The sequence below is a fragment of the Cellulosimicrobium sp. Marseille-Q8652 genome (genome assembly GCF_965112045.1).
On the sequence record NZ_CBCOPS010000001.1, the window covers coordinates 1658138 to 1672251 of the forward strand.

Below are 14114 nucleotides of genomic sequence, written 5' to 3' on the forward strand. Positions count from 1 at the left end.
TGTATCGAGTCGATACATCGGAAGGTTAGGTCCTTCCGAGGTGTCGCGCAATGCCGGCTCGCCGGTGAGACGCGCGTCACCGGTCCGCCGAGGTTTGTGAAGGACCCGGGGAGGCGCGGGGACGCCGGGGCGAATCAATGGGGCAGCATCGGCCGATCGGCGCCGCAGGCCCTTGTGCGCGCAGGGCGACGCCCTATTGTTCAGGGTGGTCCGCCGTGTGCCGGCCCCGTGCCCGACGACGTCCCTCGCCTCAAGCGGGGGACGCGGCGTCGGACCCCGGGCCGGGTCGTGACGGGCCACGAGCGCGCACCAGGGCGCTCTCCGCTCGCCCCCCAGAGGAAGGTAGACCGTGGCGCGATCCACGAGGACGAAGGGACGGACGACCGCCAGCGGGCGTCGTCGCTTCTTCGACTACCCGCGTTCGCGCGTCCAGGGCTTCCGTCGGTGGCTGCCGTCGTGGCGCGTCGTCGTCGGGACGATGCTCACGGGCGTCGCGCTCGTCGCGGGCGTGATCGTCGCCGCGTGGTTCACGACCGAGGTCCCCGACGAGCTCCCGAGCGTCGACGCGCAGACCTCGACGGTCTACTGGGGCGACGGCACGACGACGATGGGCACCTACGCCATCGAGAACCGCGAGATCGTCGACTACGCGACGCTGCCCGAGTACGTGGGCGACGCCGTCGTGGCGTCGGAGGACCGGACCTTCTGGACGAACTCGGGCGTCGACGTCAAGGGCATCGCGCGCGCCTTCTACAACAACATCAAGGGCGGCGGGCGGCAGGGCGCCTCGACGCTCACGCAGCAGTACGTCGAGCGGTACTACACCAACACGGTGACCGACTACGCGGGCAAGGCGCGCGAGGCCATCCTCGCCGTGAAGATCACGCAGCAGCAGGAGAAGTCCCAGATCCTCGGGAACTACCTCAACACGATCTACTTCGGTCGCGGGGCGTACGGCATCGAGGCGGCCTCGCAGAAGTACTACGGCAAGCCGGCCGCCGAGCTGAGCCTCTCGGAGTCCGCGATGATCGCGGGCATCATCCCCAGCCCGACGAACTGGGACCCGGCGAACGCCCCGGAGCAGGCGGCGCACCGCTGGGAGCGCACGCTGGACCTCCTGCTCGAGGACGGGCACGTCTCCAAGGCCGACCACGACGCGGCGATCGCCGCGGGGTTCCCCCAGCCGATCGAGTACGTGAAGTCCAACAAGTACGCCGGCCCGACGGGGTACCTCCTCGGCATGGTCGAGGCGGAGCTGGCGGCGAACGACATCACCGAGGACATGCTGCAGAGCAAGGGGTACAAGGTCACCACGACCATCGACCCCGCGATGCAGCAGGCGGCGGTGGACACGGCGAACTCGATCCCGCGCACGCCCGAGCAGGACGCCAACCCGGCGTCGCCGAACCTGCGCGCGGCCATCGTGTCGATCGACCCCAACGACGGGTCGATCCGCGCGCTGTACGGCGGCCAGGACGCGGTGGAGCAGGCCTACAACAACGCGACGCGCGGTGCCGCGCAGGGCGGGTCGACGTTCAAGCCGTTCACCCTCGTCGCCGCGCTCGAGGCCGGGCACACGCTCGACGAGCGCTTCGACGGCAACCAGCCGATGACGTTCCCCGGAGCGAACGACGGCGCGGACTGGAAGGTCACGAACTTCGGGTTCAACTCGTGGGGCAACATCGACCTGGTCACGGCGACGGCGAACTCCGTGAACACGGTCTACGCGCAGCTCAACATCGCCGTGGGACCCGACAAGACCGCCGAGGTCGCGCACCGCGCGGGGATTCGCGAGGACACCGAGGTGGCCGCGAACGCGGCGAACGTGCTCGGTACCGCGACGGTCACCCCGCTCGAGCTGACCAACGCCTACGCGACCTTCGCGGCCCAGGGCCAGCGGTCGACGCCGCACATCGTGGCAACCGTCGTCGACGCGCACGGACGCCTCGTCTACGAGGCGCCCGGGACCGACAAGAGGACGAAGCAGTTCGAGCCCGACGTGATGGCGGCCGCGACCTACGCCATGACGCAGGTCGTCGAGAGCGGGTCGGGCGAGCCGGCGAAGGCGCTGGGGCGTCCGACAGCCGGCAAGACGGGCACCTCGAACGACAACAAGTCGGCGTGGTTCGCGGGATACACCCCGCAGCTCGCGACCGTCGTCGGGCTGTACCAGGTCGGTGCCGACGACTCGCAGGAGTCGATCACGCCCTTCGGCAAGTGGGCGACGTGGAGCGAGCCCGCGATGACCGGTGGTACCTGGCCGGTCGAGGCGTGGACGTCGTACATGCAGGCGGCGACGGCGAACATGCCCGTCGCGGACTTCCCGGAGTACGTCCCCCCGCGGAAGCCGCAGCCCACCGAGACGCCGACGGAGACACCGACGGAGGAGCCCACCGAGGAGCCCACGGAGGAGCCGCCGCCCGTCGAGCAGCCCGAGAACGTCATGGTCCCGGGAGTCGTCGGCATGGAGCAGGGCGCCGCGCGCGCCGCGCTCCAGGCGGCCGGGCTCAAGGTGCGGGTCACCGAGGAGTTCTCCGACCAGCAGCCGCGCGGGTTCGTGCTGAGCCAGTCGTCGATGGCCGAGGTGCCCCCGGGTTCCACGATCTCGATCGTCGTGTCGAAGGGTCCGGACCCGGCGACCCAGCCGACCGAGGAGCCGACCCAGGATCCCGAGCCGACCGAGGAGCCGACGGACGGCGAGACCGAGGAGCCGCCACCGGGCGGCGGCGGTGGGGCCGGAGGTGGTGGCGCCGGCGGCGGCGGTGCCGGCGGTGGTGGCGGAGGCTGACGCCACCCACGGATTTCCCGGGCCCCGCCCCGTGCGGGTAGCCTGGGGAGCTGCTGTCCACGCCGACGCCCGCCCGCCTGGGTGAGCGACGACGTCGGGCAGCAGGTGCGCGAGAGCGCACAGCAGTGCATGAACGAACCCTCCTGTCACGGATGGACCGTGGCCGCGAAGACCAGAGGAGGTGGGTTACCCGCATGCGCCAGTACGAACTGATGATCATCCTCGACCCTGAGGTCGAGGAGCGCACCGTCGCCCCGTCGCTCGACAAGTACCTGTCGGTCATCAAGACCGACGGCGGCACCGTCGACAAGGTGGACATCTGGGGTCGTCGCCGCCTGGCGTTCGACATCAAGAAGAAGTCCGAGGGCATCTACGCGGTCGTCGACTTCACCTCGACGTCCGACACCGCCAAGGAGCTGGACCGTCAGCTCGGCCTCAACGAGGTCGTGCTGCGCACCAAGATCCTGCGCACGGACGCTCGCTGACCCTCCCCGCAGCCCCCTCTCGGCCCTCGTCCACGGGTCGTCACCACGCCGTAGCGCGTGTGGGCGTCGCGTGATGGGATGGGCCGACGCGCGAGCGGCGAGACATCGTACGAGTCGAGATTCGACGCCGACGACACCGACGAACCACGAAGGAGCAGGCCATGGCAGGTGACACCGTCATCACGGTGATCGGGAACCTCACGGGTGACCCGGAGCTGCGCTTCACCCCTGCGGGTGCGGCGGTGGCCAACTTCACGGTGGCGTCGACCCCGCGGACCTTCGACCGCCAGTCGAACGAGTGGAAGGACGGCGACACGCTGTTCATGCGCTGCTCGATCTGGCGCGAGGCCGCGGAGAACGTCGCGGAGTCGCTGACGAAGGGCATGCGCGTCATCGTGCAGGGCCGCCTCGTCCAGCGCTCGTACGAGACCCGCGAGGGAGAGAAGCGCACCGTCGTCGAGCTGCAGGTGGACGAGATCGGTCCGTCCCTGCGCTACGCCTCCGCGAAGGTCACCCGGGCACAGCGCTCGGGTGGCGGTGGCGGCGGCAACTTCGGCGGCGGCGGTGGCGGCTTCGGAGGCTCCGGCGGAGCCTCCGGCGGTGGCGGTTTCAGCGCTTCCGGCGGCGGTCAGCAGAACGACCCGTGGGCCACGGCTGGTCCCGCGTCGTCCGGTGGCTCGTTCTCGGACGAGCCCCCGTTCTGACCGTTCGCCTCACCCAGAACACCCGACATCTGGTGCCCGACGCCGCGTGAGCGGCCAGGGCGCAGATCGCACCTTGTAGAGGAGCAACACCATGGCGAAGCCTGTGGTGCGCAAGCCCAAGAAGAAGTCCAACCCGCTGAAGTCGGCCAAGATCGAGTCGGTCGACTACAAGGACACCGCGCTGCTGCGCAAGTTCATCTCCGACCGCGGCAAGATCCGCGCGCGTCGCGTGACCGGCGTCTCCGTCCAGGAGCAGCGCCAGATCGCCCGTGCGGTGAAGAACGCCCGCGAGATGGCTCTGCTGCCGTACACGTCGACGGCTCGCTGAGCGGGAAGGGGAAGAACTCATGGCCAAGCTGATCCTGACGCACGAGGTCACCGGTCTCGGTGAGCCCGGCGACGTCGTCGAGGTCAAGGACGGGTACGCCCGCAACTACCTCGTCCCGCGCAAGCTCGCCACGCCGTGGTCGAAGGGCGCCGAGTCGCAGGTCTCCGCGATCCGCAAGGCGCGCAAGACCCGCGAGATCGCGTCGCTCGACGACGCCAAGGCGATCCGCGACTCGCTGCAGTCGAAGCCGGTCGTCGTCGAGGCGAAGGCCGGCACCGCCGGTCGTCTCTTCGGCGCCGTGACGACGGCGGACATCGCGTCCGCGGTCGCCGCTGCCGGCTCGTCGGTCGACAAGCGCAAGATCGAGATCGGTCAGCCGATCAAGTCGACGGGTGACTACACGGTCTCCGTCCGCCTGCACCCCGAGGTCTCCGCGACCGTCGCGGTGAAGGTCGTCGCTGCCTGACCCAGCAGTACCCCTGAGCCCCCGGGCTCGGACGTCGAAGGCCCGGTCCCTCTCCGGAGGGGCCGGGCCTTCGTGCTGACCCGCGACGGGCTCCCGGGCGCGGAGACGGCCAGGTCACCGGTGGCCGGACGCGCCGCGCTCAGGCCGTGCCGGTGACCATCCAGCGCGTCCCGCGGGCGCGCAGCCCCGTCGTCAGCGCGCGGGCCGCCATGAAGACCCCGGCGAACGCGAGCCAGAGCCACGCGAGGCCCGCCGGGCCGTCGGGCGCCCACTGCCGCACGGCGAGCGCGAACGGCACGTAGACGACGAGCGTCAGCATGCCCGCCCAGGCGAGGAACCGTCCGTCGCCGGCGCCGATGAGCACGCCGTCGAGCACGAAGACCCACCCCGCCATGGGCAGGAGGAGCCCGCAGACCGCCATGCCGAGCGCGACGGCCGTCCGCACGTCAGGGTCCGACGTGAAGAGCAGCGCGAACCACCAGCCGCCGGCGGCCATGACGAGCCCGAGCAGCGCACCCGCCGCGACGCCCCACTGCAGGGTGCGGCGCAGGACGGCGCGGACGCGGGGGACGTCGTCGGCCCCGAGACCGTGGCCGACGAGCGCCTGCGCGGCGATGGCGAGCGCGTCGAGCGCGAACGCGGCGAGCCCCCAGACGGAGGCGACGACCTGGTAGCCGGCGAGCGGGACCTCGCCGAGCCCCGTGGCGACGAACACGGTGAGGAGGATCGCGAGGCGCAGCGAGAGCGTGCGGACGAAGAGCGGGGTGCCGGCGCGTGCGTTGGCCCAGATCCCGCCGGCCGCGGGGCGCAGGGCCGCGCCGCGTCGTCGGGCACCGCGCACGACGACCGCGACGAGGATCGCGCCCATGCCGAGCTGGGCGATCGCCGTGCCGATGCCGGACCCTGCGATCCCGAGGCCGACGCCGTAGACGAGGACGACGTTGAGCACGGCGTTGGCCGTCGCGCCGCCCGCGGCGACCCACAGGGGGGTGCGGGTGTCCTGGAGCCCGCGGAGGACGCCGGTGGAGGCGAGGACGAGCAGCATGCCGGGCAGGCCGAACGCGGACCAGCGCAGGTACACGACGGCGTGCTCGGCGACCTCCCCCGTCCCGCCCATCGCGCCGACGGCCCAGGGCGCGGCGATCCACAGGAGACCTGCGAGCAGGATCCCGAGGCCCAGCGCGAGCCAGAGGCCGTCGACGCCGGACTGCAGGGCCTCGCGCTCCTGGCCGGCGCCGAGGCGTCGTGCGACGGCCGCGGTGGTCGCGTAGGCGAGGAAGACGCACAGGCCGACGAGCGTGACGAGCAGCGTCGAGGCGAGCGACAGACCGGCGAGCTCCGCGGTGCCGAGGTGGCCCACGACGGCCGAGTCGACGAGCACGAAGAGCGGTTCGGCCACGAGCGCGCCGAGCGCGGGCACCGCGAGGGCGAGGATCTGCCGATCGAGGAGCGACCGGGACCGGCGGCCTGTGGATGACGGTGCTACGTCGCCCTCGCCCGATGACGACGGCGTGTCGGACGGTTGGCCGGAGGGTGGCCGGCGTGTCGTCGGCGTGTCGTCGAACTTTCTTTCGTCCACACCCTTGAGGGTAGTGAAGAGGCTGGTCAGGCGGGCATCGGGCGTCTGTACACAGGGAGATGCGCCCGTTGTCCACATGGTTGTCCACCGGGTGTGCACAGCATGGGGGCGCGTGTCCACAGGTTGTCCCTGCCTGTCCACCGGCCCGTGCACAGGCACGTTTGCGGTGGCCGGGAGGCGGATCTAGTGTCGCGGGGTCGTGCCTGTCGGCAGAGGGAGGTGCGGCCACCGGGACAGTCGTGTGGGTGGCCCGCTGTAGAACAGGTGTACGACGCGGGCGATGCCCGGGGCGCCCCCGAGAGGGCCGTGTCCCCGGGGGAACGAGGGGCGCATGTCGATCGACGAGCTCGAGGAGAGCTACGGGGGGTCCGGTCACTCCGGGTTCGACCGCACGCCGCCTCAGGACGTCGCGGCCGAGATGAGCGTCCTCGGCGGCATGCTGCTCTCCAAGGACGCGATCGCCGACGTCATCGAGCAGATCCGCGGCAACGACTTCTACCGCCCGGCGCACGAGCTCGTCTACGACGCGATCATCGACCTCTACGGGCGCGGCGAGCCGGCGGACGCCATCACCGTCGTCGCGGAGCTGACGAAGCGCGGAGAGCTCCAACGCATCGGCGGCGCCCCGTACATCCACGACCTCATGGCCGGCGTCCCGACCGCCGCCAACGCCGGGTACTACGCGCGCATCGTGCGCGAGCGCGCGGTGCTGCGCCGCCTCGTCGAGGCAGGGACGCGCATCGTCCAGCTCGGGTACGCGACCGACGGCGGCGACGTCGACGAGATCGTCAACAACGCCCAGGCTGAGGTCTACGCCGTCACCGAGCGGCGGACGACCGAGGACTACGCGCCGCTCTCCGACATCCTGGGCCCCACGTTCGACGAGATCGAGGCCGCGCAGGGGCGTGGCGAGGGCATGACCGGCGTTCCGACCGGCTACTCCGACTTCGACCGGCTGACGAACGGCCTGCACCCGGGTCAGATGATCGTCGTCGCGGCGCGACCGGCCATCGGCAAGGCCCTCGCGCTGGACACGCCGCTCCCCACGCCGTCCGGCTGGACGACGATGGGCGACGTCGCGGTCGGCGACCTGCTCGTCGCAGCCGACGGCACGCCGACCCGCGTCGTCGCCGCCACCGAGGTGATGGTCGACCGTCCCTGCTACGAGGTCGAGCTCGACGACGGCACCGTGATCGTCGCGGACGCCCAGCACCAGTGGGTGACCTCGACCCGCGCTCAGCGTCGCGTGGTGCGCGCTGGCGAGACGCCCGAGTCGTCCGTCCGCACGACCGAGGAGCTCGCCGCCACGGTGCGGTGCACCACGGCGGACCGGCGCGTGAACCACTCGATCGCGACGGCGGGCCCGTTGGCTCTCCCGGATGCCGAGCTGCCGGTCCACCCTTACGCACTGGGCGTCTGGCTGGGTGACGGGAGCTCGCGCCTCGCGGAGTTTACGTCCGCCGACCCCGAGATCGCCATGCGGATCGAGGGCCTCGGCTACGTAGCGCAGGCACGAGGCGCTCTTAAAGGCCGCGCGCGTACCTACTCAATGCTCCTGCCTGAGCCGAAGCCCATCGTGCGTCCGTGCCTCGCATGCGGGACCGAGTTCACCCCGCGGATGGCCACCCTCGTCGCATGCAGCAAGGCCTGCGCGGCGCGCTCTCGAGGCATGGCGCGGCCGGTAGCGCCGACATGTCCTGACTGCGGCAAGGCAGGCTGGGGATTTCGGCGCTGCCAGGAGTGTCACTCGCAGAACGGCACGATGGGGGGACGGCTTCGCGCTCTCGGGGTGCTGTCGAACAAGCACATCCCGGAGTCATACCTCCGGGCGAGCGAGGCCCAGCGACGAGAGCTGTTGGCGGGCCTTCTCGACACGGACGGGACCGTGAACCCGACAGGCAGCGTGCAGATCACACTGACCAACTTGCGCCTCGCGTCCGACACGCGGGAGCTGGTGCACACGCTCGGCTATCGCACGGGGTGGTCGACGAGAGCGGTGAAGGGCCGGAGCGAGGCGTCATCGACCGCGTACACGATCACCTTCACGACGGAGGACGACGTCTTCGCGCTGGAGCGCAAGCGCCTCGTCCACAAGGACCGACGACGCCCGGGCACCGCGAGGCTGACGTCGCGGTTCGTCGTCGACGTGCGGCGGGTCGAGTCGGTGCCGGTGCGTTGCGTGGAGGTCGAGCACTCTTCCCACCTGTATCTCGCGGGTCGGTCGATGGTGCCGACGCACAACTCGGTGCTCGGCATCAACGTCGCGACGCACGCCGCCGTGCACCACCAGATGGCGTCCGTCATCTTCTCCCTGGAGATGAGCCGCAACGAGATCACGATGCGTCTGCTCGCAGCGGAGGCGAAGGTCCCGCTGACGCGCATGCGCTCCGGAAAGATGGACGACGGCGACTGGCAGAAGCTCGCCGGCACCATGGGCAAGGTCGCCGAGGCGCCGCTGTTCATCGACGACTCACCGAACATGTCGCTCATGGAGATCCGCGCGAAGTGCCGACGGCTCAAGCAGCGCCACGATCTCAAGCTCGTCGTCATCGACTACCTCCAGCTCATGTCCTCGGGAAAGCGCGTCGAGTCGCGACAGCAGGAGGTCTCCGAGTTCTCCCGCGCGCTCAAGCTGCTCGCCAAGGAGCTCGAGGTTCCGGTCATCGCGATCTCGCAGCTGAACCGTGGACCGGAGCAGCGCGGAGACAAGAAACCGCAGATGAGCGACCTTCGCGAATCGGGCTCGATCGAACAAGATGCTGACGTCGTCATCCTTTTGCACCGCGAAGATGCCTATGAAAAGGAATCGCCCCGTGCGGGTGAGGCGGATCTCATCGTCGCGAAGCACAGAAATGGTCCCACGGACACCATCACGGTCGCGTTCCAGGGCCACTACCAGCGATTCGCCGATATGCAGATGTGATTCTAGGCTGTCGATGTCGACGTGCAGCCTAGATTGCAGAATCCTGCACACATGCTGCATGGGGAGTGCTTTGCCTGAGCATGGTCCAGTTGTGGTGGGCGTAGCAGTGGAGTGATCCGGCTCGTAGCTCCCCCGCTCTCCCAAGACACCTGTCGACTTGCAGCCTACTTTTCGCGATCCTCGAGATACGTTGCGTAAGCGCTGCTGGACAGCTCCGATCGCACTCGTCACGCCGAGGCGAGGTCACGACGTCCCCCGCAGCACCGACGTCGACCGAGCACAGCGAGGCCTTCTCGACAGGCTGATCGAGCCTGTCCTGCTCTCGTAATAGCACACGCGCACCTTTGCCGTGTCTACGCACAGTCTCTCGGCTCCTGGCGCGCTCTCGCCAACGACTCGAACCTCTTCGATGGAAGTGAGGGCATGCGCGAGAACGATGGAACCCGGCTCGCGATGATGATCCAACCGCCCCGCGAAGACGTCTCACGCTGATTCTGCTCGTCGGATACCCGGAAACGCATGCGTGCAACCTACCTTTCGCGACGCGTGTGCCACGCCCGAGACCATGCAAGGTACAACGGCGTTTCCCGGCAATCTGCGCTGCACGTCGACACTCAAGCGGGTTCGGTGTCGAGATGCGGGGCTACTTTGACCGATCCTTCGTCCGGTTGACCCGCACGCCGCTCACCCTCGCAGGGCTGCAGCAGTTTCTCCTTCCCGCATGCTCGGCGAGCAACCGATCTCAGATGCCACAGATCCGTGGAGCAGCCTTCACTCCCGGTCGGGCAGCGCTCTTCATCGAGTACGCGACCGGTCGGCCGCTGGGGCGTCGGGGCGACGTGACCCGGCCCCCGGGTGGCGCGTGCGGCGGGTTCAGGCCTCCGGGTGGCTGGACAGCGGCGTGCCGCGCGCGGCGTCGACGTCCCGGCGACTCGCGAGGATCTGCTCGCCCGCCGAGACGTAGCCGTCGAAGAGAGCCACGACGTCGTGGAGTCGGTCCCGCGCCCTGGAGTCGGCCGGGACGAGCTCCTCGCCGCCTCGCAGTGCCGCGATGAAGAGGCGTGCTCGGCGGTGCGACGCGTCCAGCAGGGTGTCGAGCCCGGCCTCGGCCTCGACGTAGAGCCGCCGTCCGCCGTGGCGCGTCGTGGTCCGGGCCAGCCCCCAGCTCGCGAGCTCCCGGACGGACGTGCTCGTCTGGCCCTTGCTGAGGCGCGTCTCGTCCTGCAGCGCGTCGAGCGTGACGGGCGCGTCGCTGAGCAGGAGAGCCGCGTAGACGCGGCCGGTCGCGCGCGGCAGGCTCCACGAGGCGAGGAGGTCCGCGAGCCCCTCGACGAAGCGCTCGCGCCGGTCATCCACGGTGACCCACCACCGTCGCGAGGAATGCGAGCAGCTCCGAGTCGACCGCGCCCGGCGCGTCGAGCATGACGACGTGGCCGGCGTCGGGCACCACGACCTCCTCGATGCCCTCCGCGGCGGCCCAGCGCGGCATCGCGGTCGCGATGTTCCCGGTGCGGTCCGCCGCCCCGCGCAGCAGCAAGAGCGGAACGGGCGTGCGGTAACCCGGATCGGGCGCGACCAACTGCGTCGTCGCCCGCCACGCCGCGAGGAACTCGGCTCGGGACTGGACCGCGAAGAGCGCGCGCAGCGCCGCGCGGGCTGCAGGGGTGACGGCCGACGCGTCCGCCATGAGGCGGGGAAGCGAGCGGGCCGGAACCAGTCGCAGGAGCGGCGCCGCCGAGCGTAGCGCGAGGCGCTCGCCGCGCGTGAGCGGCCCCGTGCTCCACGTGGCGTCCAGGACGGCGAGCGCCGCGTACCGGTCGGGTGAGCGGCGCACCAGGCGCTGGGCCAGGTTGCCGCCGAGCGAGTGGCCCACGAGCACGGGCCGGACGAGGCCCAGACGGTCGACGAGCGCCTCGGCGTCCGCGACGAGCCGGTCCGCGGTCAGCGGCGCGCCGCTCGGCCGCGAGGTCCCGTGGCCGCGCAGGTCGAGGAGCACCGGCCGGTACCCGGCGGACGCGAGGGTGGCGGCCTGGGTGGTGAAGGTCGTGCGGTCGGTCCCGGCGCCGTGCAGCAGGACGACGGGGCGACCGTTGCCCCCGCCGTCCTCGAAGCGCAGCGTGCACCCGTCGATCCGGAGCTCTGCATCTACATTCGGCATCTACTGAATATAGCCGGCGTGACCGGGCGTGCGCCGCCACGATCGCGGCGCCGCCCGACGCCTCTGGCTCAGCTCGTTACGGCCAGCTGTGGGTAGACGGCCTGGATCGGGGCGGAGAGGCCGGCCTTGGCCTGGACGGAGGTCTCGTCAGCAAGGACCTCTAGCTCGCCGGCCTCGGTCGCGTCGAGCACTGCGCTGACCAGGACGGCGGGGTCGAGCTTCGGGTCGGTGGCGCTGGTGGCCATCGGGGTGTCGACCCAGCCGACGTGCACGCCGACGACCTGGACGCCGACGGGCTGGAGCTCGAGCCGGAGTGAGTTGGTCGCTGACCACAGGGCGGCCTTGGAGGCCGAGTAGATGCCGGCGACCGCGTACCAGGCGAGGGCGGAGTGGATGTCGATGATCGCCGCGCTGCCACCGTGGGCGGAGAGGAGGGGGGCGTAAGCGCGGGCGAGGAACAACGGGCCGAGGAAGTTGGTCTCGACGTTGCGGCGGATCTCCTCGTCCGAGTGGGTCAGGATGCCCGCGCTGGACACGGTCGCGCCAGCGTTGTTGATCAGCACCGTCACGTCCGGGGCCGCCTCGACGGCGGCCCGGATCGAGTCGGGGTCGGTGACGTCCAGGGTGAGCGGCACGATGCGGTCGTCGTCCCACTCGCGGGGGTTGCGAGCGGTGGCGTAGACCTTGGCTGCTCCACGGGCGAGGGCTTCGCGGACGAAGTGGGTGCCGATGCCGCCGTTCGCGCCGGTGACGAGGACGACGGCGCCGTTGATCGAGGTCATGAGAACTGTTCCTTGTGTCGAGTCTGGTCGGGTGGGTGTCAGGCGTGCGCGAGGACGGGGTAGTCGGTGTATCCGTTCGCGCCGCCGGTGTAGAGGGTTGCCGGGTCCACCTCGTTGAGCGGTGCGTCGGCGCGCAGCCTGTCGACGATGTCGGGGTTGGCGAGAGCGAACCGCCCGAGGGGCTCGACGTCGGCGAGGCCGGCGTCGATGTCCGCGGCGATGCCGTCACGGTCGCGCCCGTAGCGGACGACGAGGACCGCGGTCGGCCACGCTTCACGGAAGGAGCGCAGCAGCTCGTCGTCGCCGAGGTGGTGCACGTGCAGATGGACCAGTCCCAGCTTCGCGAGCTCGCCCACCAGGTAGCGGTACTGGGCGCGCACGGCCTCGGTGTCGCCCTCGTCGAGGCCGCCGAGCGGGAACGCAGGGGAGATGCGGATGCCGGTGCGGTCCGCGCCGATCTGGTCCGCGACGGCTCGGGCGACCTCGATGACGAACCGGGCACGGTTCTCGATCGACCCGCCGTAGGCGTCGGTGCGGTGGTTGGCGTTGGGGGCGAGGAACTGGTGCAGCAGGTATCCGTTCGCGGCGTGGATCTCCACCCCGTCGGCACCGGCCGCGATTGCGGAGGCCGCGGCGTGGCGGAACTCGCCGATCACGTCCCGGATCTCCGCGGTGCTCAGCTCGCGAGGGACGGGAGTGTTCTGGGGGCCGTCGGGCGTGAAGATGTCCTGCTGGGCGGAGATCGCCGACGGCGCGACCGGCTGCCGGTGGTGCGGGGTGTTGTCCGGGTGAGAGATCCGGCCGACGTGCATCAGCTGGATGAACAAGTGGCCGCCGTCTTCGTGCACGGCGTCGGCGACCTCTCGCCACGCGTCGACGTGCTCGGGCGTGTAGATGCCTGGGGTGTTGAAGTACCCCTGCCCGTCCTCCGAGGGCTGGGTACCTTCGGTGATCAGCAGTCCGAGGGCGGCCCGCTGGCCGTAGTACTCGGCGGCGAGCTCACCGGGGGTGCCGTCGGCGTTGGCCCGGTTGCGGGTCATGGGCGCCAGCGCGAGTCGGTGCGGAAGCTCGATTCGGCCGAGGGTCAGCGGCTTCCAGAGAGACGAGGTGGTCATGACGGGCGGGTTCCCTTCCGTTGCGCGGATCGCCACCGGTTCCGGTGCACGACGGTGGTCGAGTACCGGCGTGGAAGGATGAGCAGGGCCGCATCCGAGCCCACGCGATAGTGACTATACTCAGAACTGAGGTAGGTCAGACTCTATTCCCCGGGGAGGAACACGATGTCCGTGGAGACACCGCCGCTCGGTCGCCGTGAGCGAAACAAGCGCGCCAAGCTCGAGCGCATCACCGCGGCCGCGAGCGAGCTGTTCGCGAAGCACGGCGTGGACGAGGTCACCACGCAGCAGATCGCCGACGCGGCGGACATCGGCACCGGCACCCTGTTCCTGTACGCCAAGACCAAGGGCGAGCTGCTGCTGCTCGTGCAGAACGCCCACTACGCCGAGGCTCTGGAGCGAGGGCGCGCCGCTGCTGCGCAAGAGGCCACCGCGGTGGATGCGATTCTTGCGCTGCTGACGCCGGTCGTGGAGTGCAACCGGGTCCAGGTCGACAACGGCCGCACGTATCTGCGGGAGATGGTCTTCGGTGACCCGGGCGAACCGCATCACGCCGCGGCGCTGTCCATCGTCGCGCAGACCGAAGGAGCCGTCGCCGCCATCCTGGCCGACAAGGCGCGCCTACCAGCCGCCGAGGCCTCGACGCTCGCCCGGATGATCTCGGCCGTCCAGTTCCTCGAGCTGGCCGCGAGTGTGAACGTGAAGTCGAGCGTCCCGGAGCTACTTTCGAGCATCCGCACCCAGGTCGCGGCGATCCTCCCGCGCTGACCAGCGCGGAGCGGTGCC

General features: G+C 70.5%; 12 protein-coding genes. 7 read left to right on the forward strand and 5 right to left on the reverse strand.

What is annotated here, in order from left to right; genetic code table 11:
- Positions 1-349 precede the first annotated feature (349 nt).
- The 5 genes from ACWPWV_RS07280 (at position 350) to rplI (ending at position 4771) form a co-directional block, all read left to right on the forward strand.
- Entirely contained in the window at positions 350-2788 is a 2439-nt protein-coding gene (locus ACWPWV_RS07280) for a transglycosylase domain-containing protein (protein WP_454042258.1), read from the forward strand.
- A 194-nt stretch (positions 2789-2982) separates the two neighbouring features.
- Positions 2983-3273, forward strand: a complete 291-nt coding sequence (gene rpsF, locus ACWPWV_RS07285; RefSeq protein WP_251152937.1) for a 30S ribosomal protein S6 — start codon at positions 2983-2985, stop codon at positions 3271-3273.
- 161 nt (positions 3274-3434) lie between these two features.
- Positions 3435-3977: a single-stranded DNA-binding protein gene (locus ACWPWV_RS07290; RefSeq protein WP_454042259.1), complete on the forward strand. Its 543-nt coding sequence runs from the start codon at positions 3435-3437 to the stop codon at positions 3975-3977.
- Positions 3978-4068: 91 nt separating this feature from the next.
- A complete protein-coding gene (gene rpsR, locus ACWPWV_RS07295; RefSeq protein ID WP_021481584.1) occupies positions 4069-4305 on the forward strand; it encodes a 30S ribosomal protein S18 in 237 nt (78 codons plus the stop codon).
- Between the two features lie 19 nt (positions 4306-4324).
- Positions 4325-4771 carry a 50S ribosomal protein L9 gene (gene rplI / locus ACWPWV_RS07300; RefSeq protein ID WP_251152935.1) on the forward strand — a complete coding sequence of 149 codons (447 nt, stop codon included), beginning with the start codon at positions 4325-4327 and terminating at the stop codon, positions 4769-4771.
- Positions 4772-4910: 139 nt separating this feature from the next.
- Here rplI and ACWPWV_RS07305 read toward each other — a convergent pair whose 3' ends face one another.
- Positions 4911-6206 carry an MATE family efflux transporter gene (locus ACWPWV_RS07305; protein WP_454042833.1) on the reverse strand — a complete coding sequence of 432 codons (1296 nt, stop codon included), beginning with the start codon at positions 6204-6206 and terminating at the stop codon, positions 4911-4913.
- Between the two features lie 580 nt (positions 6207-6786).
- On the opposite strand from ACWPWV_RS07305, the gene dnaB reads away from it, so the two are divergent.
- Positions 6787-9273 carry a replicative DNA helicase gene (gene dnaB, locus ACWPWV_RS07310; RefSeq protein WP_454042834.1) on the forward strand — a complete coding sequence of 829 codons (2487 nt, stop codon included), beginning with the start codon at positions 6787-6789 and terminating at the stop codon, positions 9271-9273.
- Positions 9274-10146: 873 nt separating this feature from the next.
- Here the strand turns inward: dnaB and ACWPWV_RS07315 are convergent.
- From ACWPWV_RS07315 to ACWPWV_RS07330, 4 genes are all read right to left on the reverse strand, one after another.
- Entirely contained in the window at positions 10147-10629 is a 483-nt protein-coding gene (locus tag ACWPWV_RS07315) for a GbsR/MarR family transcriptional regulator (protein ID WP_454042260.1), read from the reverse strand.
- A complete protein-coding gene (locus tag ACWPWV_RS07320; RefSeq protein ID WP_454042261.1) occupies positions 10622-11431 on the reverse strand; it encodes an alpha/beta fold hydrolase in 810 nt (269 codons plus the stop codon). Before ACWPWV_RS07320 ends, ACWPWV_RS07315 begins: the two co-directional genes overlap by 8 nt.
- Before the next feature lie 68 nt (positions 11432-11499).
- Entirely contained in the window at positions 11500-12213 is a 714-nt protein-coding gene (locus tag ACWPWV_RS07325) for an SDR family oxidoreductase (protein ID WP_454042262.1), read from the reverse strand.
- Positions 12214-12251: 38 nt separating this feature from the next.
- Positions 12252-13328 (reverse strand): alkene reductase, encoded by a 1077-nt coding sequence (locus tag ACWPWV_RS07330; RefSeq protein WP_454042263.1) that lies wholly within the window; start codon positions 13326-13328, stop codon positions 12252-12254.
- 165 nt (positions 13329-13493) lie between these two features.
- Here ACWPWV_RS07330 and ACWPWV_RS07335 point away from each other — a divergent pair, with 165 nt between their 5' ends.
- Positions 13494-14096 (forward strand): TetR/AcrR family transcriptional regulator, encoded by a 603-nt coding sequence (locus ACWPWV_RS07335; RefSeq protein ID WP_454042264.1) that lies wholly within the window; start codon positions 13494-13496, stop codon positions 14094-14096.
- Positions 14097-14114: the final 18 nt, after the last annotated feature.